Genomic DNA, 20,570 nt, shown 5'->3' with positions numbered 1-20,570 from the left:
GTCTCGCAGTGTCCCCGCCGGTTAATCGCTTGCCGCGCGGGGGCGCCCGCTGGAGACAATGTGTATCGCACGCACTGCCGTGGACGCCGGTCCGTCATCCGTTTTCCGTGACCTTGGCGCCGGTTTTGCGTTTCGAGACTTCTGATGTTTTCCGGGGGAATGAGGGCGATATGTCGTACGTGGAGCTGCCGGGCGCGAAGGTGCCGATCCGGATGTGGACCGATCCCGCGACGGTGGAGGAGGTCGCGCTGCAGCAGCTGCGGAACGTGGCCACCCTGCCCTGGATCAAGGGCCTGGCCGTGATGCCCGACGTGCACTACGGCAAGGGCGCGACGGTCGGCTCGGTCATCGCCATGCGCGGCGCGGTCTGCCCGGCGGCGGTCGGCGTCGACATCGGCTGCGGCATGTCGGCGGTGAAGACGTCCCTCACCGCCAACGACCTGCCGGGCGACCTGTCCCGGCTGCGGTCGCGGATCGAGCAGGCCATCCCGGTGGGCCGCGGCATGCACGACGAGGCCGTCGACCCGGGCCGGCTGCACGGCTTCCCGACCGGCGGGTGGGACGACTTCTGGGAGCGCTTCGGCGGTGTCGCGGACGCGGTGAAGTTCCGCCAGGACCGTGCCACCAAGCAGATGGGGACGCTCGGCGGCGGCAACCACTTCGTCGAGGTCTGCACGGACACCGACGGCGCGGTCTGGCTGATGCTGCACTCCGGTTCCCGCAACATCGGCAAGGAACTCGCCGAGCACCACATCGGGGTCGCGCAGAAGCTCCCGCACAACCAGGGCCTGGTCGACCGGGACCTCGCCGTCTTCGTGGCGGACACCCCGCAGATGGCGGCCTACCGCAACGACCTGTTCTGGGCGCAGGAGTACGCGCGCCGCAACCGCTCGATCATGATGGCGCTCCTGAAGGACGTGGTCCGCAAGGAGTTCAAGAAGGCCAAGCCGGTCTTCGAGCAGGAGATCAGCGCCCACCACAACTACGTGGCCGAGGAGCGCTACGACGGCATGGACCTGCTCGTCACCCGCAAGGGCGCGATCCGCGCGGGCTCCGGCGAGTACGGGATCATCCCGGGCTCCATGGGCACGGGCTCGTACATCGTCAAGGGCCTCGGCAACGCCCGGTCCTTCAACTCGGCGTCGCACGGCGCCGGCCGCCGGATGAGCCGCAACGCGGCCAAGCGGCGCTTCTCCACCAAGGACCTGGAGGAGCAGACGCAGGGCGTGGAGTGCCGCAAGGACTCCGGCGTCGTCGACGAGATCCCGGGTGCGTACAAGCCGATCGAGCAGGTCATCGACCAGCAGCGGGACCTGGTCGAGGTCGTGGCCAAGCTCAAGCAGGTGGTGTGCGTGAAGGGCTGACGGGTGTGGGCACGGTTGAGCACCTCCGGGGGGCCGGGCGGCGCGGGGGGCCGCCCGGCCCTTCCGCGCGCTCGCACGGGCCGGGGTCGGCCGGGGCGGCCGGTCCGCCGGGTCAGGTCCGCTCGCGGTGGACCTTCGTGTTGGACGCCTGGGCGCGCGGGCGGACCACCAGCAGGTCGATGTTGACGTGGCTGGGCCGGGTCACCGCCCAGGTGATGGTGTCGGCGACGTCGGCGGCGGTCAGGGGCTCGGCGACGCCCTCGTAGACCTTGGCGGCCTTCTCCGTGTCGCCGCCGAAGCGGGTGAGCGCGAACTCGTCGGTCTTCACCATGCCGGGCGCGATCTCGACGACGCGCACCGGACGGCCGACGATCTCCAGCCGCAGCGTCTCCGCGAGGACGTGTTCGGCGTGCTTGGCGGCCACGTAGCCCGCACCGCCCTCGTACGTGGCGAAGCCCGCCGTGGACGACACGATCACCACGGTGCCGTCGCCGCTCGCCTCCAGCTTGGGCAGCAGCGCCTGGGTGAGATGGAGGGTGCCGATGACGTTCGTCTCGTACATCCGCCGCCAGTCGTCCGGGTCGCCGGTCGCCACCGGGTCGGCGCCCAGCGCGCCGCCGGCGTTGTTGACCAGCACGCCGACCGTCCGGAAGGCGGTGGCGAACTCGTCGACCGCCGCGCGGTCGGTGACGTCCAGCGGGTAGGCGGTCGCCGAGTGGCCGGCCGCCGTCAGTTCCTCGGCGAGCGCCTCGACGCGGTCCTTGCGGCGCGCGGTGAGCACGACGCGGTACCCGGCCTCGGCCAGCCCGCGCGCCGTGGCGGCGCCGATGCCGCTGCTCGCCCCGGTGACGACGGCGATCCGCGAGGCGGCGGACGGTGCGGCGGCGCTGGGCATGGGCTGCTCCTCGGGCTGGGGCGGACGGCTGCCGCCCAGCGTAGACGGGCGCCGGCGGTGGCGGGGGCGGGCACCTGCGGGGCGGGCGGTGGGGCGGCCGGGGCGGCCGGGGTGCCGCGGGCGGCTCCTGGCGGCTGCGGGGGTTCAGCCCCCGTTGCGGGGCGCCCACATGATGACGGCCATCCCGGCGAGGCAGACCAGCGCGCCCGTGACGTCCCAGCGGTCCGGCCGGTAGCCGTCGGCGACCGCACCCCACAGGAGCGAACCGGCGACGAAGATGCCGCCGTAGGCGGCGAGGACGCGGCCGAAGTGGGCGTCGGGCTGGAAGGTGGCGACGAAGCCGTAGGCGCCGAGGGCGAGTACGCCGCCGGTGGCCCACATCCACCCGCGCTGCTCCCGCACGCCCTGCCAGACCAGCCAGGCGCCGCCGATCTCCAGGATCGCGGCGAGGACGAACAGGACGGCGGAGCGCAGGATCAGCATGCCCGCAGCCTCGCACGCGGCCCGGAGCGGCCCGCCGGGGTCCCCGCAGTCCGGCCCGGCGTCACCTGTTGGACGGCGCCTGCCCGGGCCCGCGCGGGGGATACATGCACTCGACCACGGTCAGTCGGTGCGATGTGGAGTGGGTGGCGGCATGCGGAATCCGGTCGGGCGGGAACGGCGGCGGGCGCGGACCGGGCGGGCCCCGGGAGCGGGGCGGCGGGCCGGCCGGGTGCTCGCGGCGGGCGCGGTGGTCCTGGGACTGTCCGGTGGGGCGGTCTCCGGGGCGGGGGCGGTGGAGAGGGCGGGGGCGGTGGAGAGGGCCGAGGCCGACCTGGGGTACCACGGGGTGGCGACGCTGATCGCGGGGGAGACCGACGTGCGGCTGGTGCCGGTGAACCACGGGCCGTCCGCCGTCGCCGACGCGACGGTGCGGCTGCGGTGGTCGGAGCCGCTCGCGGACGAGCAGCCGCAGCTGCCGGCGGGCTGTGCCCGTTCGGGCGGGCAGGCGGTGCTGTGCCGCACGGGCGCGCTGGCCGTCGACGGCGTGGGGGAGCGGATCGATCTGCGGGTGCGGCTGGAGGGCGCGCCGTCCGAGGTCGTCGTGGACCTGGACACGGTGTGGAGCGGCGGCGCGCTGGACCGCAACCGGCTCAACGACCGGCAACGGGTCCTGGTGCTGGACACCGGGGACGAGTACTACTTCTGAGCCGGGCGGGGCAGGGGATGTCCGGGCCCGAGCGGGAGCGGCTGCTGGCGGAGCTGGCCGTGGTGTCCCGGCGCCAGATGGCCGCCTACGTGCTGTTCAACCAGGCCGTCGCCGACCGGCTCGGCCTGCACCCCACCGATCTGCAGTGCCTGAACCTGCTGACGCTGGAGGGGCGGCCGGTGACGACCGGCCGGATCGGCGAGCTGACCGGACTGACGACGGGCTCGGCGACGCGGCTCGTGGACCGGCTGGAGCGGGCGGGGTACGTGGTGCGCGAGGGCGACCCGGACGACCGGCGGAGGGTGCTGGTGTCGGCGGTGCCGGAGCGGGCGGCCGAGTTCCGCCGGGTGTGGGAGGGGGTCGGCGGGGACTGGGCCGGCCTGTTCGACGATCTCGACGACGACGGGCTGGCCGCCTTCGTCGGCCTCCTGCGCCGCACCACCGCCTTCGCCGCCACACAGGCCGCCCGGCTGCGGTCGGGGGACGGGCGGGGCGCCGGCTGATCCGTCTCGGTTGGCTCGGGGGCGGGTGGGGCGTCGGCTGATCCGTCTCGGTCGGCTCGGGGACGGGCGGGGCGTCGGCCGCTCCGGCCTTCGCATGCCGAAGTCCCAGGTCACGCGCCCTTTCCGGGGCAGGCGCAGGGCGTGCCGTCGGCCCGGACACGGGTACTCGGGCGGACGGGTGGGCGCAGCGGGAATAGGAGGTGCGGGCGCACCGTTCCACGGATATAGTTGAACCGTAAACAACCTGGAGGGTGAGCGGGATGCAGTTCGGAATCTTCAGCGTCGGGGACGTGACCCCCGATCCCACGACGGGGCGTACACCGACCGAGCGCGAGCGGATCAAGGCCATGGTCGCCATCGCGCTGAAGGCCGAGGAAGTGGGCCTGGACGTGTTCGCGACGGGTGAGCACCACAACCCGCCGTTCGTGCCGTCCTCGCCGACGACCATGCTCGGCTACATAGCCGCCCGCACCCAGCGGCTCGTCCTGTCCACCTCCACCACGCTGATCACCACGAACGACCCGGTGAAGATCGCCGAGGACTTCGCGATGCTCCAGCACCTGGCCGACGGCCGGGTGGACGTGATGATGGGGCGCGGCAACACCGGCCCGGTCTACCCCTGGTTCGGGCAGGACATCCGCCAGGGCATCAACCTCGCCATCGAGAACTACGCCCTGCTGCACCGGCTGTGGCGCGAGGACGTCGTCAACTGGGAGGGCAAGTTCCGCACCCCGTTGCAGGGCTTCACCTCCACGCCCCGCCCGCTGGACGGCGTGCCGCCGTTCGTCTGGCACGGCTCCATCCGCTCGCCGGAGATCGCCGAGCAGGCCGCGTACTACGGCGACGGCTTCTTCCACAACAACATCTTCTGGCCCGCCGACCACACCAAGCGCATGGTCGAGCTGTACCGCACGCGGTTCGCGCACTACGGGCACGGCACCCCCGAGCAGGCGATCGTCGGCCTCGGCGGCCAGGTGTTCATGCGGAAGAACTCGCAGGACGCGGTGCGCGAGTTCCGCCCCTACTTCGACGTCGCCCCCGTCTACGGCCACGGCCCGTCGCTGGAGGAGTTCACCGCGCAGACCCCGCTCACCGTGGGTTCGCCCCAGCAGGTCATCGAGAAGACGCTGTCCTTCCGCGACTACGCGGGCGACTACCAGCGCCAGCTCTTCCTGATGGACCACGCCGGGCTGCCCCTGAAGACCGTGCTGGAGCAGCTCGACCTGCTGGGCGAGGAGGTCGTGCCCGTGCTCCGCAAGGAGTTCGCCAAGAACCGTTCGACCGACGCTCCCGAGGCCCCGACCCACGCGTCGCTGCTCGCCCGCAAGGAGGTGACCCCCGCATGAGGCTCGTCGTCGTATCGGCGGGACTGAGCGTGCCGTCGTCCACCCGGCTGCTCGGCGACCGGCTGGCCGCCGCCGCGCGGGCCGCTGCCGGAGACGGCCCCGGCGAGGACGTCCGGGTGATCGAGCTGCGCGACCTCGCCGTGGAGATCGCGCACACCTTCACCAACGGCTTCGCCGGCCGGGCCCTGTCCGAGGCGTACGAGGCGGTGACGCGGGCGGACGCCCTGATCGTGGTCACCCCGGTGTTCTCGGCGTCATACAGCGGCCTGTTCAAGTCGTTCTTCGACGGGCTGAGCGTCACCGACCCCGATGCCCTCGCAGGGAAGCCGGTCCTGATCGCGGCGACCGGCGGCACGGCCCGGCACTCGCTGGTGCTGGACCACGCCCTGCGGCCGCTCTTCTCCTACCTCAAGGCCGTCGTCGTGCCCACCGGCGTCTACGCGGCCTCCGAGGACTGGGGCGCCGAGGGCCTGGACGGGCGCATCGAGCGCGCGGCCGGCCAGCTGGTGGCGCTCACGGCCCCCGCCGGCCGGGCGGCGACGTCCGGTGCCCCGGACGGGCCGGCCGTGGTGCCCGGCGGCCGGGCGACGCCCGAGCGGGACTCCTTCGAGGAGGTCGTGCCGTTCGAGGAACGGCTCGCCGCACTGCGCCCCACCGGGTGAGATCCCCCTCAGACCCCGGCCCCGGTTCCCTCCAGCCGGGGCCGGACGGCTGTCACGGTTGGCACACTGGACCTCGTGCCGCACACCGTCCTGCTCGCCGAAGACGACCGCGCGATCCGCCACGCCCTGGAGCGGGCCCTGACCCTGGAGGGCTACCGGGTCACCGCGGTCGCCGACGGCGTCGAAGCGCTCGCCCAGGCCCACCGCAGCCGTCCCGACGTGCTCGTGCTGGACGTGATGATGCCCGGCATCGACGGCCTCCAGGTCTGCCGGGCGCTGCGCTCCGAGGGCGACCGGACCCCGGTGCTGATGCTGACGGCGCTCGTGGAGACCGCCGACCGGATCGCCGGTCTGGACGCCGGTGCCGACGACTACGTCGTCAAGCCGTTCGACGTCGACGAGGTCTTCGCCCGCCTCCGCGCCCTGCTGCGCCGGGCCGCTGCCCCCGTGTCCGACGCCGTGAGCGGCGGCCCCCGGGAAGCGGAGCGCGAGACCCCGCGGGAGCCGGTGCCCGCCGGACGGACCGTGGAGGCGGCCGGGGTGCGCATGGACCCGCAGGCCCGCCGGGCCTGGCGCGGCCGACGCGAGCTGGAACTCACCCGCACCGAGTTCGAACTGCTGGAACTGCTGGTCCGCAACGCGGGCACCGTCCTGGACCACTCCACGATCTACGACCGCATCTGGGGCTACGATTTCGGCCCCGGCTCCAAGAACCTCGCCGTCTACGTGGGCTACCTGCGCCGCAAACTGGATGAGCCGGACGCCCCGCAGCTCATCCACACGGTGCGCGGGGTGGGGTACGTGCTGCGGGAGGACTGAGTGACGGCTCCGGACGATGGCCGGGCGCAGCGACCCCCCACCGGACCGCGACCGGAACCGCACAGACGGCGACCGGAACCGCACACCGGGGCCGGGGTCGGACCGGACCCCCACAGCAGCCCCGAGGCCGGGCCGGAACCACGCACACCGTCGGGCGGCCGGCCGGAGCCGCGTCCCGCGCCCGGTATCCGGCCGGAGCCGCGTCCCCTGTCGGGCGGCCGGCCGGAACCACCTCCCCCGTCCGGTATCGGGCCGGAGCCGCGTCCCCTGTCGCCCGGCCGGCCGGAACCGCGTCCCCCGTCCGGGAGCGGAACCGAACCACGTCCCGCCCCCGGCAGCCGGACCGGACAACGTCCACGTCCCGCGTCCCGGAGCCGCTCGCGGCTCAGGCCCTGGCTGCGGTGCGGGCGTCCGCTCCGGCCGCGGCTGCTGTCGCTGGGGACCACCTTCGCGGTCGCCTTCGCCGCCGTGACCGCCACCGTCACCCTCCTGATCGGCTTCCTCTCCTACACCGCCGCCGCCCGGCTGGTCCGCGTGGACCAGCAGTCCGTGTTCCGGGAGGTCGTGCAGGACCTGCGCAACGAGGTGCGGGACAACCGCATGACCCCGCTGGACTTCTCCTCCACCGCCCCCGGCCACGACCTGGTCCGTCCCGCGCGGACCGACGTCCAGGTCCTCGGCCCCGACGGGGACGTCTACGACCCGGGCAGTCCGGGCCTGCCGGTGGAAGCCGCCGACCGCCGGATCGCCGGGGCCGCCACGGCCGGGCAGGCGGTCGAGCACGCCGACGTGGACGTCGGCGACGACATCTACCGGGTCGCGACCGTCTCCCTGGGCGGCGGCCGGGGCGCGGTGCAGGTGGCCCAGGAGTTCAGCAACACCGAGGACCTGCTCCGCACCCTCCAGCGCCGCACCCTCGTCCTCATGACCGCCGTGGTGGTCGGCGCCGGACTGTTCGGCTGGTGGCTGGCCCGGCGCATCACCCGCCGGCTCGTCGTCCTCACCCGCGCCGCCGAGGACGTCGCCCGCACCCGCCGGCTCGGCATCCAGGTGCCCGTCGCCGGACACGACGAGGTGGGCCGCCTCGGCCGCGCCTTCGACCGGATGCTCGGGCGGCTCGCGCAGTCCGAGGAGGACCAGCGGCGGCTCGTCCAGGATGCCGGCCACGAGCTGCGCACCCCGCTCACCTCGCTGCGCACCAACATCACCCTGCTGCGCCGGATCGACGAACTCCCGCCCGGCACCCGCGAGGAACTGGTCGCCGACCTCACGCAGGAGGCCCGCGAGCTGACCGACCTGGTCAACGAGCTCGTCGAGCTGGCGGCGGGACAGTCCGACACGGAGCCGCCCCGCCGGGTCGACCTCGCCGACGTCGCGCAGGAGGTGGCGGCCCACGCCCGCCGGCGCAGCGGGCGGCGGATCCTGGTCGCGGCGAGCGGGGACACCACCACCGAGGGGCGGCCCGGCATGCTCACCCGGGCGGTGTCCAACCTGGTGGAGAACGCCGTCAAGTTCGACCGGAACGGCCGCGCGCCCGTCGAGATCGACGTGGCCGCGACCGCCCGCCCGGGCACGGTCCGGGTGGAGGTGCGCGACCGGGGGCCGGGCATCACCGACCAGGACCTGCTGCACGTCTTCGACCGCTTCTACCGCGCCGCCGACGCCCGTTCGCTGCCCGGCTCCGGCCTCGGCCTGTCCATCGTCCGCGAGGTGGCCCTCGCCCACAGCGGTGTGCCGCACGCGGCCCGGCGGGAGGGCGGCGGGACGGTGATCGGCTTCACGGTGGGCGGCGTGGCCGAGGAGGAGACGCGGGCGCACGAGGCGCCGTGACCGGGCGGCACGCACGCCGGCGCCGCGGACGGCGCGGACGGCGCGGACGGCGGGGCCGGCTGGGCCGGCGGGGCCGGCGGGGCCGGCTGGGCCGGCTGGGCCGGCGGGGCCGGCGGGGACGAAGCAGGCGGGCCGGGGTGCCCCGCGGGGAGCAGAGGGATGCGCGGGCGACCGATGAGTCCGCGGCCCCGCGGGTGTCTACCCATTTGACAGCAACACCACCGCGGACGACACCCACCGTGGACGACCTCCGAGAGGACGCACCATGAGCACCGAGCAGACCCCCCGCACCGGCCCCTTTTCCTACGCCCTGACGCGCACGCTGGACGCTCCCGCGGAGACCGTGTGGCGGGCCTGGACCACCCCCGACGAGTACGCCCGGTGGGCGTACGCCGTGCCGGGATCCGTGGAGATGGACGTCCGGCCGGGCGGCGCCTGGAAGGCCACCGTGGCCACTCCCGACGGCGACCGGGTCCCGCTGACCGGCTCCTACCAGGAGGTCGCCGAGCCCCGCCTGCTGGTCCTCGGCATGGACCGGCCCGGGGGCGCCGACCCCAGCACCATGGCCATGGAACTGGACGCGCGGGACGACTACCGCACGACGATCGTCCTCCGCCAGACCTGCGACACGGCCGAGGAACGCGACATGGCCGAGCAGGGCAGCACCCTGCTCCTGGACAGCCTCACCACCTACCTGGACCAGAACGCGACGCGGTCCTGACCGGCGCCGTGCGGGAAATGTGTTGGACAACGCCCGTATCCGCGAGGAGGGTTGGCGGAGTGGACCAGGAAGAGATCTGGAACGAAGCCGCCGCCCGCCGCTACGACACCCCCGGTACCGGCATGTTCGCCCCCGACGTCCTCGGCCCCACCGTGGACCGGCTGGCCGAACTCGCCGGTGACGGGCGGGCACTGGAGTTCGCCGTCGGCACCGGCCGGGTGGCGGTGCCCCTCGCGGAGCGCGGCGTGCCCGTGACCGGGATCGAGCTCTCCCGCCCGATGGTCGCCCAACTGCGCACCAAGGCCGACGAGTCAACCCTGCCCGTCGTCGTCGGCGACATGGCGACCACGCGCGCTCCCGGCGTGTACGCGCTCGTGTACCTCGTCTACAACACGATCTCCAACCTGCTCACCCAGGACGAGCAGGTCGCCTGCTTCCACAACGCCGCCCGCCATCTCCACCCCGGCGGCCGGTTCGTGATCGAGCTGAGCGTGCCCGACCTGCGCGCCCTGCCGCCGGGGCAGCGGGCGACGGTCTGGCACAACGACCCCGGGTACATCGGCCTGGACACCTACGACGTGGTCCGCCAGCACCTCGTGTCCCACCACTTCCGGTTCGAGGACGGCAGCGAGGAGGCGCGGCTGTTCCGCAGCCCGCACCGCTACATCTGGCCGGCCGAACTCGACCTCATGGCCCGCCTGGCAGGGTTCGAGCTGGAGTCCCGGCACGCGGACTGGTCCGGCACCGAGTTCACCGCCGCCTCGGGCTCCCATGTCTCCGTCTACCGGCTCCCGGCCGGCCCGTAGCGCCGGCCCGTGGCGCCGGCCCGTGGCGCCGGCCCGTGGCGCCGGCCCGTAGCGCCGGCCCGTAACGCCGGCCCGTAACGCCGGCCCGTAACGCCGGCCCGTAACGCCGGCCCGTAACGCCGGCCCGTAACGCCGGCCCGTGGCCGGTGACCTGGCCTGCTGCCGGTGACCCGGCCCGCTGCCGGTGACCCGGCCCGCTGCCGGTGACCCGGCCCGCTGCCGGTGACCCGGCCGGGTGGCGTCCGCGTCCGTCCCGGTCAGCCCGCCGTGCCCGTGGCGGGGCGCTTCCACGCGGTGACGAAACCCTTGTACGTCGGCAGGCCGTCGGTGCCCTCGCCCGGCACGATTTCGGTGATCTCCGCCTCGGCCACGTGGTCGTTGCTGGTGATCGAGCACAGGACGGTGCCGACCTTCACCTGCCGCCCGAGCCGCAGTTCGGCGGCGGGCAGCGGGTGGGACAGCACGGCGGTCTCCTGCTCCTCCGTGCACACGGTCGTCCGCTTCCCGACGACCACCAGCATGCTGCCGAGCCAGCCGTCGGAGTTGTAGACCAGCTCGGCCGGTCCGGCGAGCGCCCCGCGTTCCATGGTGGTGGACCGGGGGACGTCGAGGTCCAGGTGGTTGGCCCGGTCGTCGCCGGGCGGTGGTGCGAAGGTGAAGGGCTTGTTGGCGAACAGCAGGGTGTAGCCGGCCGGGGCCGACGGCACCGGGCGTCCGCCGTCTCCGCCGTCCCCGGTGCCGCCCTGGTCGCCGTCCTCGTCGTGGGCGGGGCCGGTGGACGGGGAGGCGGGGCCGGTGCCCTTGTTCCGCCCGGTGCCCGCGTCGGTGCCGCTGCCCGCCCGGTCGTCGTCCGGCCGCCCGTTGCCGGCCTGCCACGCCAGCGTCCCGGCGACGGTCAGGCCGGCCACGGCGAGGGCGGTGGCCAGGGCGGTCAGGATCCGCCCGCGCCGCGGGGAGCGCGCCGGGCGGTCGGCACCGACCGTCGTCCCCATGCGCGGCGGCGGCCCGAAACCGGCAGCCGGGGACAGGACAGGTGTGGGTGTCGGTGTCGGCGTCGGTGTCGGGGCCGGGGGCTGCGCCGCCCCCGGCGCCGGACCGGCGGGCGCCGGCGGCAGGGGCGGCACGGGCGGGGCCGGCGGGCGGCGCACCACGACGGTCGCCGCCTCCTCCGCCGCGGCCACCGCCGAGGCGACGGGCGCGGGCAGCCACGCCGCGAAGTCGGTCAGCGGCCGGCCCGCCGACTCCTCGCACAGCGCCGCCAGTTCGTCCGCCCCGGGTCTGCGGCCGGGGTCGGCGGACAGAGCGGCCCGCAGGATCCGCCGCAGCGGCTCGGGGTAGTCGTCGAGCACGGGCGGGCTGGTGTCCGTGGCGGCGATCTGTGCGGCCACCCCGAGACCGGTGCCGTCCCCGTAGGGGTGGCGGCCGGTGCCGGTGACCGCGGCCAGCAGGCCGAGGGCGAACACGTCACTGGCCGGGCCGGGTTCCCGGCCGAGGGCGTGCTCCGGCGACATGTAGCGGGGCGTGCCCACGATGCCGCCGGTCACGGTCAGGTTGGTGGTGTCGGCGGAGCGGGCGATCCCGAAGTCGATCAGCCAGGGCCCGTCGGTGCCGATCAGGGCGTTGCTGGGCTTGACGTCCCGGTGCACGTACCCGGCGGAGTGCACGGCGTGCAGTGCCCGGGCCAGACAACCGGTGACCTGCAGGGCGGCCGGGAGAGGCAGCGGTCCGTACCGGTCGAGCAGGGCGTCCAGGGGCAGCCCCGGCTGGTAGGCGGAGGCGATCCAGGGCTGCTCGGCGTCGGTGTCGAAGTCGAGGACCGGCACCAGGTGGTACCCGGCCACCTTGCGGGCGGCCTGCGCCTCCAGGGCGAAGCGCCGGCGGTACTGCGGGTCCCTGGCGTGCTCCCGGCGGATCACCTTCAGCGCGAGCGGACGGTTCCCGCGCGTGCGGGACAGGTAGACGGTGCCCATGCCGCCCTCGCCGATCCGGGCCTCCAGCGGGTAGCCGCTGATCTCCCGCGGGTCTCCGGGCCCGAGTGGCTCCAGGCCGCCCCCGTCACCGACCTGCCGCATCCGCCGTCCCCCTCCCCGTGCGCCGGGCCCTCCCCGATAGTGGCCGCAGCCTAACCCCCGGCCGGGCGGAGCGCCTGAGTAGGAGAACCCATGTACGGCGCCCCGGCCTTGCGCCCACGGGGGCCGAGGGCACAGGTCCCGTAGGGCGGGTGCGACTTTCGTCGCCGCCGGCCGCGACCAAAGGTCACAGCGCCGGACGTCCGGCAGGCCGTAGCGTGCTGCCGTGACTCACGCGGAAACCATGGAATCCATGCCCCCGGCCGCCCCCGCCGTCCGGGCGCCGGAGGCGGGCGCGCGCCGGGCCTTCCGCCCGACCGCACCGGTGAGGGCACTCTTCGCCCCCGGGATGTGGCCCGTCCGGCGCATCGTCGGGGAATCGCTGCTCGTCCTCGTCCTGGCCGGGCAGTCGCTCGGCATCGACCTGGTGAGCGACGCGGGGGCGCTGCGCACGGCCGGGACCGCGCTGCTCGTCGTGCTGCTCACCCCGATGCGCCGGGTGCTGCCCGCGACCGTGCTGGTCGTCGCCGCCGCCGCGTCGGCGCTCGCCCCGATGACGGCGGTGGTGTTCGTCGCCGCATGGTCGGCCGGGCGGCGCATCGACGGGGCCCGCCGGACCTTCGGGACCTTCGCCCTCGCCTATCTGCTCGCCCTGCTGTCCGGGCTGTGGGAACTGCCCCACCTGTCCCTGGCGCTCATGGCGTTCGGCGCGCTGCTCCAGCTCTTCTTCATCATGGTGCCGGGGCTCGGCGGCCGGTACCTGTCGCAGCGCCGGACCCTGACCGACATCCTCGGCGAGTACCACGCCCAGCTCCTGCGCGAGCGCGAGATCGTCGCCGAGCACGCCCGGATACGAGAGCGGCAGCGCATCGCGCAGGACATGCACGACAGCCTCGGACACCAGCTCGCGCTGATCGCCGTGCACACCGGGGCGCTGGAGGTGGACCGCGAGCTGACGGACCGGCAGCGCGAGGCGGTCGGGGTGCTGCGCGAGGCGTCGGTGGCGGCGATGCACGAACTGCGGGACGTGGTCGGCGTGCTGCGCGACGGGGTCGAGGCGCCGTCCGGTCCCGCGGGCGGCCCGGGCCCGGACGACGCGGGGGCCGGGCAGCGTTCGCGCGGGGTGGCCGGCATCGAGGGCCTGGTGGAGTCCTGCCGCAAGGCGGGCACGACCGTGGAGCTGCGGTCCACCGGCGAGCCGCGTCCCCTCGCCCCCGCGGCGGGCCACGCGGCGTACCGGATGGTCCAGGAGGGCCTGACCAACGCGCACAAGCACGCGCCCGGCGCCTCCATCGGCGTCGGTCTGCGCTACGAGCCCGACTCCCTGGTCGTCGAGGTCGCCAACGGGCCGGGGACGGGGCCCGCGCCGCACGGGGTGACGAGCGGCGGGCAGGGGCTGACCGGGCTGGCGGAGCGGGCCCGGCTGGTCGGCGGCATGGTGCACGCGGGCCCCACGGAGGACGGCGGGTTCCGCCTCGCGGGCGTCCTGCCGTACACCTCGCCGGGCGACGGCCCCGCGCAGCAGCCGTCTCCCGGCGCGGCGGCGACATTCGTCGCGCCGGTGAGCGACCTTCGGGGGCAGAGCCCGGCCGGCGCCCTCGGCCAGAGTGATCGCGTTCTCGAACGGATCGCTCTCCCGAAGGAGTTGGCCAGAGCAATGAACAGGGACAAGAGACGCAAGGGTGTGGCCATCGGCTGCGGAGTGGCCGTGCTGGCCGGTGTGCTGCTGCTGGCCGGACTGGTCGTGGGGGCCGTCATGCTGTTCCGCGAGGCGGAGAAGTCCATGATCGAGCCGCACGAGTACCGGGCGGTCGAGGTGGGCCGGTCCGAGGCCCATGTCCGCGCCCAGCTGCCCAGCGGGAACTCGTTCCTGATGGACGGTCTGGACAAGGGCGCCCCGCCCGAGCCCGCGGGGGCCGAGTGCGTCACCTACCGCTCCACCGAGGTCGCCGACGACTGGGACAAGGAGCCGGTGTTCCGGTTCTGCTTCAAGGACGGCAGGCTCATCGAGAAGAAGTCCTTCGAGGTCACGGTGTAGTGGGCGCCGGTGACACCGGCGCGACCGCGCCGCACGGTCCGGGCCGCACGGTCCGCGCCGCACGGTCCGCGCCGCACGGTCCGCGCCGCCGGGACCGGTACCGGCCGGGACGGCGGGCCCCGGATCGTGGATGATGTCCCGGTGCTCGCAGGAATGGCCGTCCAGGACCGCACGGGAGAGTCGTGATCAGGGTTCTCGTGACCGATGACGAACCGCTCATCCGGGCGGGCATCAGGATGATCCTCTCCTCCGCCGACGACATCGAGGTCGTCGCCGAGGCGGCGAACGGCCGCGAGGCGGTCGACCTCGCCCGCACCCACGGCGTCGACGTGGTGCTGCTCGACCTGCAGATGCCGGTCATGGACGGGCTGACCGCCCTGGCCGAACTGCACCGGGCCGTCCCCCGCGCCCGGGTGCTGATCCTGACGACGTTCGGCGAACGGCAGAACGTCCTGCGCGCCCTGACCGAGGGGAGCGCCGGGTTCCTGCTGAAGGACTCGGCGCCCGCGGAACTCATGGGCGCGGTACGGGCTGCGGCGGCCGGCGAGGCGTACCTGTCCCCGGGGGCGACCCGGCACGTCGTGGACTCGCTGGCGTCCGGCGGAGCGGCCCAGCGCGCCGAACGGGCCCGCCGGCGACTGGAGATACTCACCGAGCGGGAGCGGGAGGTCCTGGCCCTGCTGGGGGAGGGCCTGTCCAACGCGGACGCCGGTCAGCGGATCCACATGAGCGAGGCGACGGTCAAGACGTACGTGAGCCGCATCCTCGCCAAGCTGCAGTGCGAGAACCGTGTCCAGGCCGCCCTCCTGGCCCGGGACGCCGGCCTGGACGCCTGACGGACGTCTCCCGCCGGCCGCCCGCGGGTCTGCCGCCCGCGGGCCGGGTCAGTGGTGGGCGTGGACCACGGCGTGGCCCTTGCCGCGGCCGATCATCCACTTGTTGACCGGCGTGGTGACGAGGAACGCCACGACGAAGCCGCCGAGCAGCGCCGACCAGAACAGCCCGTCCGACAGGCCCGCGTCCATCGCACCGGGGGTGAGGGCGATGATGCCGTTGTCGACCAGTTCCATCACCGCGATGGAGACCGTGTCGGCGGCCAGCGCGACCTTGACCGCGGCCTTGAGGGACAGGCCCGCGCGGAGCACCGCGACGAGGGTCAGGGAGTAGCCGAAGACGAATGCCAGGGCGATCGCGAGGACCATGGTCGGCACGTTCCCCCACAGCAGCGCGGTGCCGATGACCATGCCGAGGATCTCGCCGACGGCACACCCGGTGAGGCAGTGCAGGGTGGCCCGCACGGCCGTCGCCCAGTCGGCGCCGGCCGCCCGCGGGGTGTCGGGCGCGTGGGGTGCCGGAGGTCCGCCGGGCTGCGCCTGGGGTCCCTCGTGGTGGACATGGCGCGTGTGGTGGTCCATGGTCCTCATCCCCAATCGGCTCCCCCGCCGGGCCGCCCCGGCGGGTGCGTCCGTCCGTTCGGGCACGCACAACACTATACCCCGGGGGGGTATTCCGCATCCCGGTCGTCCGTCTCCCGCTGTTCCGTCTCCCGGCGGTCCGTACCCTCCCGTCCCGGCGCGGGTCCCCTTCCGTCCCGGCGCGGGTTCCCTTCCGTCCCGGCGGGCTCCCTTCCGTCCCGGAGCGGTCCGGTCAGTGTCCGGCGAGTTCCCCGCTCAGCGTCGTATGGATCCTGGCGCTCGGCTCGTTCAGGCCGACGATCTCGACGGTCTTCCCGCGGCGCGCGTACTTCGTCTCGATGGCGTCGAGGGCGGCGACGGACGAGGCGTCCCAGACGTGGGCGGCGGACAGGTCGATGACGACCCGGTCGGGGTCGGTCGCGTAGTCGAAGCGGCCGACGAGGTCGTTGGAGGACGCGAAGAACAGCTCGCCCGTCACCCGGTAGACGACCGTGGAGCCGTCGGGATCGGTGACCGCGGTGACGTCCGCGACGCGGGCCACGCGCCGGGCGAAGACGACCATCGCGGTGACCGAGCCGACGACGACACCGACGGCGAGGTTGTGGGTGGCGACCACGCAGGCGACGGTGACCAGCATGACGGTGGTCTCGCCGACGGGCATGCGGCGCAGCGTCCGCGGCGCGACGGAGTGCCAGTCGAACGTCGCGAAGGACACCATCACCATCACCGCCACCAGCGCCGCCATGGGGATGCCGGAGACGACCGGCCCGAAGACGATGCACAGCACCATCAGGAACGCCCCGGCGAGGAACGTCGACAGCCGGGTCCGGGCGCCGGACACCCGCACGTTGATCATCGTCTGGCCGATCATGGCGCAGCCGCCCATGCCGCCGAAGAAGCCGGTCACGATGTTGGCGACGCCCTGCCCGACGGACTCGCGGGTCTTGCTGGAGCGGGTGTCGGTGATGTCGTCGACCAGCTTGGCCGTCATCAGCGACTCCATCAGGCCGACCAGCGCCATGGCCAGCGCGTACGGCGCGACGGTGGTCAGCGTGTCCAGGGTGTACGGCACGTCCGGCAGGCCCGGCACGGGGAGCGCGGAGGGCAGCTCGCCCTTGTCGCCGACCGTCGGTACGGCGATCCCGGCCGCGACGGTGATCACGGTCAGGACGACGATCGACACCAGGGGCGCCGGGACCACCGTGGTGACCTTCGGGAAGAACACCATCAGCGCCAGTCCGGCGGCGATCAGCGGATACACCGGCCACGGCACGTCCGTCATCTCCGGCACCTGCGCCATGAAGATCAGCACGGCGAGGGAGTTGACGAAGCCGACCATCACGCTGCGCGGCACGAACCGCATCAGCCGGGCCACCCCGAGCGCCCCCAGGACGATCTGGAAGACGCCGGCCAGGACGACGGCCGCGACGAGGTAGCCGAAGCCGTGCTCGCGGTTCAGCGGAGCGATGACGAGGGCGACGGCACCCGTGGCCGCGGAGATCATCGCCGGCCGGCCGCCGACGACGGCGATGGTGACGGCCATGGTGAACGAGGCGAACAGCCCGACGGCCGGGTCGACCCCGGCGATGATCGAGAACGAGATCGCCTCCGGGATCAGCGCGAGGGCGACCACGAGGCCGGCCAGGACCTCGGTGCGCAGCACCTTCGGGTCGGACAGCCAGGCGGGACGTCGGGGGCCGCGCAACCAGGCGGTCGGGGACAGGACGGGAGTGGACAAGGGAGGGGAACCTGTCGTGCTCGGGGCACCCGGCCGGGACGGCGGGCGCGCGGGAAGGCATGAGGGTGCGGAGGGGGAGCCCGGGCGAGCCCCGGGGTCTGCGAGCGGCGCGGACCGGCGTCAGGGGGCGGCCGCCGGAGAACCCCGGCGGGGTCCGGACCCGACCGGACGGCGCGGGGTCACGGCGGACAGACGGCGGCGACACAGGTCGGCACGCGCACGCTCTCTCCTGGGATGCTCGATGCTCTGGGGGGTGCGACGGTCCGTCGCCGGGGGCGCCATCGGCCCCGACACGGCTGACGGTCACGGGACCGCATCCCGCACCATGGAACGGGCACGGCACACGGCCGGCCCGACGCCGGGCCAACTCTACCCTAACGTTAGGGTAGGTTTCGGCGGCGGCCGTCCGCGGCCGGCGACAGACGAGGAAGGCATCCCGCGTGAGCAGCGAGCACATGCAGATCGGCGAGGTCGCCGCACGGACCGAGCTGTCGCTGCGCACCATCCGGCACTACGAGGAGACCGGTCTGGTCATCCCCTCCGCCCGCTCCCAGGGCGGCTTCCGCCTCTACACGGAGGCCGACGTCGCCCGCCTGATGGTCATCCGCCGCATGAAACCCCTCGGCTTCACCCTCGACGAGATGCGCGACCTGCTCGACATCACCGACCGCCTGGACGCGGCCGCCGGTGACGGCCTCACCGCCGACCGGCGCGAGGAACTGCTCAAGCGGCTCCGCGACTTCGACCGGGCCGCGAAGAAGCGGGTCGAGGACCTACGGACCCAGCTGTCCCGGGCGGAGGAGTTCGCCGCCACCCTGGCCGCTCGCCTGACGCGGGTGCCCGCCCCCTGACCGGGCCGCGGCGCGGGCGCGGCGGCGGCCGGTGACCGTGTACCACTGCACGGCGAGCACACACGCGAGGGCGACCTCCACCGCGTCCCCGCCGTAGTACATGATCTGCGCGCCCAGCCGCCCGCGGCTGCTCAGTCCTTCCCCATCGCCTTGCGGACGGCGTCCTTGGTGCGGTCCATCAGCGCCGCCACCGGTCCCAGCGCCATGTTGGCCGCGCCCGACTCCACTCCGGGGTGCGGCCGGGTCGGCGCCATCGCCTCGGCCGCCTTGATCGCCTTGGCCATCGACGCCAGCCCGGCGGTGTCGCTGCTGCGCCGGATGTGCGTGAACTCGTACCGCTCCTCGGCCCGCGCGTGCTCCTGCACGTCCTTGCGCAGCTTCAGCAGCTGCGGCATGAACTTCGGGTCGTCGGTGTCCATCTCGTCGAGCGCCGACAGGGTCTCCTTGGCGGCCTTCTCCTCGGCGAGACGGTCCTTCACGATCTGCTCACCGCCGGGGAAGCCCTTCCGGGCGAAGGGGTGCACGACCTCCTCCTCGGCCGTCTCGTGCACGGCCAGCAGCCGCACCAGCCGGCGGAAGGCGTCCCGCCGCTCCTCGCCCTGCGTCGCCTCGACCTCGTCGAAGAGGTTGCGGATGTCGCCGTGCTGGCGCATCAGCAGCGCCACCACGTCGTCGTCGGCCGCGCGGTCGTCCCCGGCGTGCGGGGTGGAAAGCTCGGACATGGCGGACCCTCACTTCTCCCGCATCGCGGGGTCGGGGTGCTCGCCCTCGGACTGCACGCGGTACTCGCGGCCGAACATCTCGTCGTGCTCGGTCATCACCCGGTCGCTGGGCGGTGCCTCGCCCCCGTGGATCTGCTCCTGCATCGTCTCGAACCGCTCGTGCGCCTCCCGCACGTATCCGGCGCCGAGCGTGGTCAGATCCATCTGGGTGTCCAGCAGCTCGCGGATGTAGCCCTTGTTCGGCTCGAAGGTGAGCACGTTGGGCAGCTCCGGGGCCAGGACCGAGGCCGGGTCCCGGCCGTCGTGCCGGCGCATCAGGTCGCACGCCAGGTGCAGGTGCTCCAGCTCCATGTTCAGGTGCAGCTCCCAGATCGCCTTGACCCGGGGGTCGCTCTCCTGCTCCATGAAGGAGTAGTACAGGTAGCACTCGTTGTACTCGTGGTTGACGAGCTGCTCCCACCACGTCTCACCCGGGTCCACCAGGGACTCGTAGTGCGTGACGTGCTCCTCCTCGATCAGCCCGATCTCCTGGTAGAGCTGACGGGCGATCGGCTCCATGTAGGTGGGGCCGGTGTTCATGTAGAAGTTCATCGTCTGCTGCTCCGCCGACATGATCGTCAGCGCGTGCAGCTTCGACAGCGGGTTCGTCTCGTCCTTCGCGTACGGGTCACGGACGTTGTCGTACGCGTCCCGGTGGTGGAACCGGGTGGGCCGGCCGGGCATGACCTCGGTCAGGTTGTCGACGATCGACTCCGCCTTGCGGTGCTCGATCATCTCGTACAGGTTCGCGTACCGGTACAGGTGGTCGAAGTCCTCCAGCACGCCGAACTGGTACGCCTGCTTCAGATACGGGTCCGGCTCCATCCGCGCGACCCACGCGGTGAGGTCCACGGCGACCTGCTCGTAGGCGATCGTCGTCTCCAGCACCGAAGACACCCCCGGCAGCAGCCAGTTGACGGCCTTCTGCTGCTGCGCCTCGATGTAGCGGACCCGTGCCAGCTGCCGCTTCACCTCGGGGTCCACGGTGTTGCGGGCCAGGTGGTGGCTGAACATGATCGCTTCCACCTCGATGCCGTTCATCGTGATGACGCGGCAACGGGTGTACGGATCGCAGTGGTCCGGGTCGATCGGCTCCACGTTCAGCTCACGCCAGCTGCGTAGCTGGCGGTCCAGCGGGATGCCCCGCTGCTCCAGCGGATTGAACGTCATGGGGGTGCCTCCTGAGGACGAGGGGGGACTCGCGCGCCGCCGGAGTACCCCGTTTCGGGCGACGCGCACGATTCCGCACCACAATTGGTTCACCTTCGTCGCTTTCGAGCCACCGCTCACACCCGTCGGTCACAGGGTTCGCCCGGGTGGGCCAACGAGGGCCGAGCAGGCCCCCGGGCCGGAGGGGGCGCTTGCGCCTCGTGCCCTTCTCGCGTCCTTCCCGCGCCCTCTCGTGCGGGCGACCGCAGTCCCCGGTCGTCCACGGTTGCGGGGGACGCGCGCTCCCGGTATGCGCTGCCCCGTCGCATCCTTCGGCCGCCGGCCGTGCTCCACGCACCGCCGGCAAAGCAGTTGCGCCCGCCGCCGCGACCCGGGCAGGGTGCGGTGGTCACC

At 73.7% G+C, this 20,570-nt stretch carries 19 protein-coding genes; 12 read left to right on the top strand and 7 right to left on the bottom strand.

Features of this window, described 5'->3' with window-relative positions:
* Positions 1–170: 170 nt before the first annotated feature.
* On the top strand, positions 171–1,364 hold the full coding sequence (locus ACIRPP_RS05900) for an RtcB family protein (protein WP_403638243.1): 1,194 nt from the start codon (positions 171–173) through the stop codon (positions 1,362–1,364).
* Positions 1,365–1,476: 112 nt separating this feature from the next.
* Here the strand turns inward: ACIRPP_RS05900 and ACIRPP_RS05895 are convergent, their stop codons facing one another.
* Both ACIRPP_RS05895 and ACIRPP_RS05890 read right to left on the bottom strand, forming a co-directional pair.
* Positions 1,477–2,259, bottom strand: coding sequence for an SDR family NAD(P)-dependent oxidoreductase (locus tag ACIRPP_RS05895; protein WP_164332925.1), 783 nt, complete (start codon positions 2,257–2,259; stop codon positions 1,477–1,479).
* A gap of 144 nt (positions 2,260–2,403) precedes the next feature.
* Positions 2,404–2,742: a YnfA family protein gene (locus ACIRPP_RS05890; RefSeq protein ID WP_403638241.1), complete on the bottom strand. Its 339-nt coding sequence runs from the start codon at positions 2,740–2,742 to the stop codon at positions 2,404–2,406.
* 151 nt (positions 2,743–2,893) lie between these two features.
* On the opposite strand from ACIRPP_RS05890, the gene ACIRPP_RS05885 reads away from it, so the two are divergent.
* The 8 genes from ACIRPP_RS05885 (at position 2,894) to ACIRPP_RS05850 (ending at position 10,135) form a co-directional block, all read left to right on the top strand.
* A complete protein-coding gene (locus ACIRPP_RS05885; RefSeq protein ID WP_403638239.1) occupies positions 2,894–3,448 on the top strand; it encodes a hypothetical protein in 555 nt (184 codons plus the stop codon).
* A gap of 17 nt (positions 3,449–3,465) precedes the next feature.
* A complete protein-coding gene (locus tag ACIRPP_RS05880) occupies positions 3,466–3,951 on the top strand; it encodes a MarR family winged helix-turn-helix transcriptional regulator (RefSeq protein WP_403638237.1) in 486 nt (161 codons plus the stop codon).
* 260 nt (positions 3,952–4,211) lie between these two features.
* Positions 4,212–5,297 (top strand): LLM class flavin-dependent oxidoreductase, encoded by a 1,086-nt coding sequence (locus tag ACIRPP_RS05875; RefSeq protein ID WP_403638235.1) that lies wholly within the window; start codon positions 4,212–4,214, stop codon positions 5,295–5,297.
* Complete coding sequence (locus ACIRPP_RS05870; RefSeq protein ID WP_403638233.1) at positions 5,294–5,959, top strand: FMN reductase; 666 nt, start codon at positions 5,294–5,296, stop codon at positions 5,957–5,959. The genes ACIRPP_RS05875 and ACIRPP_RS05870 overlap by 4 nt, the downstream gene beginning before the upstream one ends.
* Before the next feature lie 75 nt (positions 5,960–6,034).
* On the top strand, positions 6,035–6,778 hold the full coding sequence (locus ACIRPP_RS05865; protein ID WP_403638231.1) for a response regulator transcription factor: 744 nt from the start codon (positions 6,035–6,037) through the stop codon (positions 6,776–6,778).
* Positions 6,779–7,174: 396 nt separating this feature from the next.
* Positions 7,175–8,608 carry a sensor histidine kinase gene (locus ACIRPP_RS05860; protein WP_403638366.1) on the top strand — a complete coding sequence of 478 codons (1,434 nt, stop codon included), beginning with the start codon at positions 7,175–7,177 and terminating at the stop codon, positions 8,606–8,608.
* Between the two features lie 265 nt (positions 8,609–8,873).
* A complete protein-coding gene (locus ACIRPP_RS05855) occupies positions 8,874–9,329 on the top strand; it encodes an SRPBCC domain-containing protein (RefSeq protein ID WP_403638229.1) in 456 nt (151 codons plus the stop codon).
* A 59-nt stretch (positions 9,330–9,388) separates the two neighbouring features.
* A complete protein-coding gene (locus ACIRPP_RS05850) occupies positions 9,389–10,135 on the top strand; it encodes a class I SAM-dependent DNA methyltransferase (protein ID WP_403638227.1) in 747 nt (248 codons plus the stop codon).
* A gap of 257 nt (positions 10,136–10,392) precedes the next feature.
* Here ACIRPP_RS05850 and ACIRPP_RS05845 read toward each other — a convergent pair whose 3' ends face one another.
* Positions 10,393–12,207 carry a serine/threonine-protein kinase gene (locus ACIRPP_RS05845; protein WP_403638225.1) on the bottom strand — a complete coding sequence of 605 codons (1,815 nt, stop codon included), beginning with the start codon at positions 12,205–12,207 and terminating at the stop codon, positions 10,393–10,395.
* 346 nt (positions 12,208–12,553) lie between these two features.
* Here ACIRPP_RS05845 and ACIRPP_RS05840 point away from each other — a divergent pair, with 346 nt between their 5' ends.
* Together ACIRPP_RS05840 and ACIRPP_RS05835 are read left to right on the top strand one after the other, a co-directional pair.
* On the top strand, positions 12,554–14,242 hold the full coding sequence (locus ACIRPP_RS05840) for a sensor histidine kinase (protein ID WP_403638364.1): 1,689 nt from the start codon (positions 12,554–12,556) through the stop codon (positions 14,240–14,242).
* A 182-nt stretch (positions 14,243–14,424) separates the two neighbouring features.
* A complete protein-coding gene (locus ACIRPP_RS05835) occupies positions 14,425–15,078 on the top strand; it encodes a response regulator (protein ID WP_192232887.1) in 654 nt (217 codons plus the stop codon).
* A 48-nt stretch (positions 15,079–15,126) separates the two neighbouring features.
* On the opposite strand, the gene ACIRPP_RS05830 is transcribed toward ACIRPP_RS05835, so the two are convergent.
* Complete coding sequence (locus ACIRPP_RS05830; protein WP_403638223.1) at positions 15,127–15,657, bottom strand: DUF4396 domain-containing protein; 531 nt, start codon at positions 15,655–15,657, stop codon at positions 15,127–15,129.
* 232 nt (positions 15,658–15,889) lie between these two features.
* Positions 15,890–17,395 (bottom strand): SulP family inorganic anion transporter, encoded by a 1,506-nt coding sequence (locus ACIRPP_RS05825; protein ID WP_403638221.1) that lies wholly within the window; start codon positions 17,393–17,395, stop codon positions 15,890–15,892.
* 440 nt (positions 17,396–17,835) lie between these two features.
* On the opposite strand from ACIRPP_RS05825, the gene ACIRPP_RS05820 reads away from it, so the two are divergent.
* Positions 17,836–18,246 (top strand): MerR family transcriptional regulator, encoded by a 411-nt coding sequence (locus tag ACIRPP_RS05820; protein WP_403638219.1) that lies wholly within the window; start codon positions 17,836–17,838, stop codon positions 18,244–18,246.
* 131 nt (positions 18,247–18,377) lie between these two features.
* Here the strand turns inward: ACIRPP_RS05820 and ACIRPP_RS05815 are convergent, their stop codons facing one another.
* Entirely contained in the window at positions 18,378–18,968 is a 591-nt protein-coding gene (locus ACIRPP_RS05815) for a hemerythrin domain-containing protein (RefSeq protein WP_403638218.1), read from the bottom strand.
* A gap of 9 nt (positions 18,969–18,977) precedes the next feature.
* Positions 18,978–20,177 carry a hypothetical protein gene (locus ACIRPP_RS05810; RefSeq protein ID WP_403638216.1) on the bottom strand — a complete coding sequence of 400 codons (1,200 nt, stop codon included), beginning with the start codon at positions 20,175–20,177 and terminating at the stop codon, positions 18,978–18,980.
* Between the last annotated feature and the right edge of the window lie 393 nt (positions 20,178–20,570).

This window comes from Streptomyces sp. NPDC101219, from assembly GCF_044767675.1.
In the GTDB taxonomy this organism is placed as follows: domain Bacteria; phylum Actinomycetota; class Actinomycetes; order Streptomycetales; family Streptomycetaceae; genus Streptomyces.
Note: the sequence above shows the minus strand (reverse complement) of the source record. Positions and strands in the feature narration are given on the sequence as shown.

What these genes read in the sequence shown, in the direction of transcription:
- ACIRPP_RS05900 (WP_403638243.1), top strand. Translation starts at nt 171, where the DNA reads ATGTCGTACGTGGAGCTGCCGGGCGCGAAGGTGCCGATCCGGATGTGG.
- ACIRPP_RS05895 (WP_164332925.1), bottom strand. Translation starts at nt 2,259, where the DNA reads ATGCCCAGCGCCGCCGCACCGTCCGCCGCCTCGCGGATCGCCGTCGTC.
- ACIRPP_RS05890 (WP_403638241.1), bottom strand. Translation starts at nt 2,742, where the DNA reads ATGCTGATCCTGCGCTCCGCCGTCCTGTTCGTCCTCGCCGCGATCCTG.
- ACIRPP_RS05885 (WP_403638239.1), top strand. Translation starts at nt 2,894, where the DNA reads ATGCGGAATCCGGTCGGGCGGGAACGGCGGCGGGCGCGGACCGGGCGG.
- ACIRPP_RS05880 (WP_403638237.1), top strand. Translation starts at nt 3,466, where the DNA reads ATGTCCGGGCCCGAGCGGGAGCGGCTGCTGGCGGAGCTGGCCGTGGTG.
- ACIRPP_RS05875 (WP_403638235.1), top strand. Translation starts at nt 4,212, where the DNA reads ATGCAGTTCGGAATCTTCAGCGTCGGGGACGTGACCCCCGATCCCACG.
- ACIRPP_RS05870 (WP_403638233.1), top strand. Translation starts at nt 5,294, where the DNA reads ATGAGGCTCGTCGTCGTATCGGCGGGACTGAGCGTGCCGTCGTCCACC.
- ACIRPP_RS05855 (WP_403638229.1), top strand. Translation starts at nt 8,874, where the DNA reads ATGAGCACCGAGCAGACCCCCCGCACCGGCCCCTTTTCCTACGCCCTG.
- ACIRPP_RS05845 (WP_403638225.1), bottom strand. Translation starts at nt 12,207, where the DNA reads ATGCGGCAGGTCGGTGACGGGGGCGGCCTGGAGCCACTCGGGCCCGGA.
- ACIRPP_RS05840 (WP_403638364.1), top strand. Translation starts at nt 12,554, where the DNA reads ATGTGGCCCGTCCGGCGCATCGTCGGGGAATCGCTGCTCGTCCTCGTC.
- ACIRPP_RS05830 (WP_403638223.1), bottom strand. Translation starts at nt 15,657, where the DNA reads ATGGACCACCACACGCGCCATGTCCACCACGAGGGACCCCAGGCGCAG.
- ACIRPP_RS05815 (WP_403638218.1), bottom strand. Translation starts at nt 18,968, where the DNA reads ATGTCCGAGCTTTCCACCCCGCACGCCGGGGACGACCGCGCGGCCGAC.
- ACIRPP_RS05810 (WP_403638216.1), bottom strand. Translation starts at nt 20,177, where the DNA reads ATGACGTTCAATCCGCTGGAGCAGCGGGGCATCCCGCTGGACCGCCAG.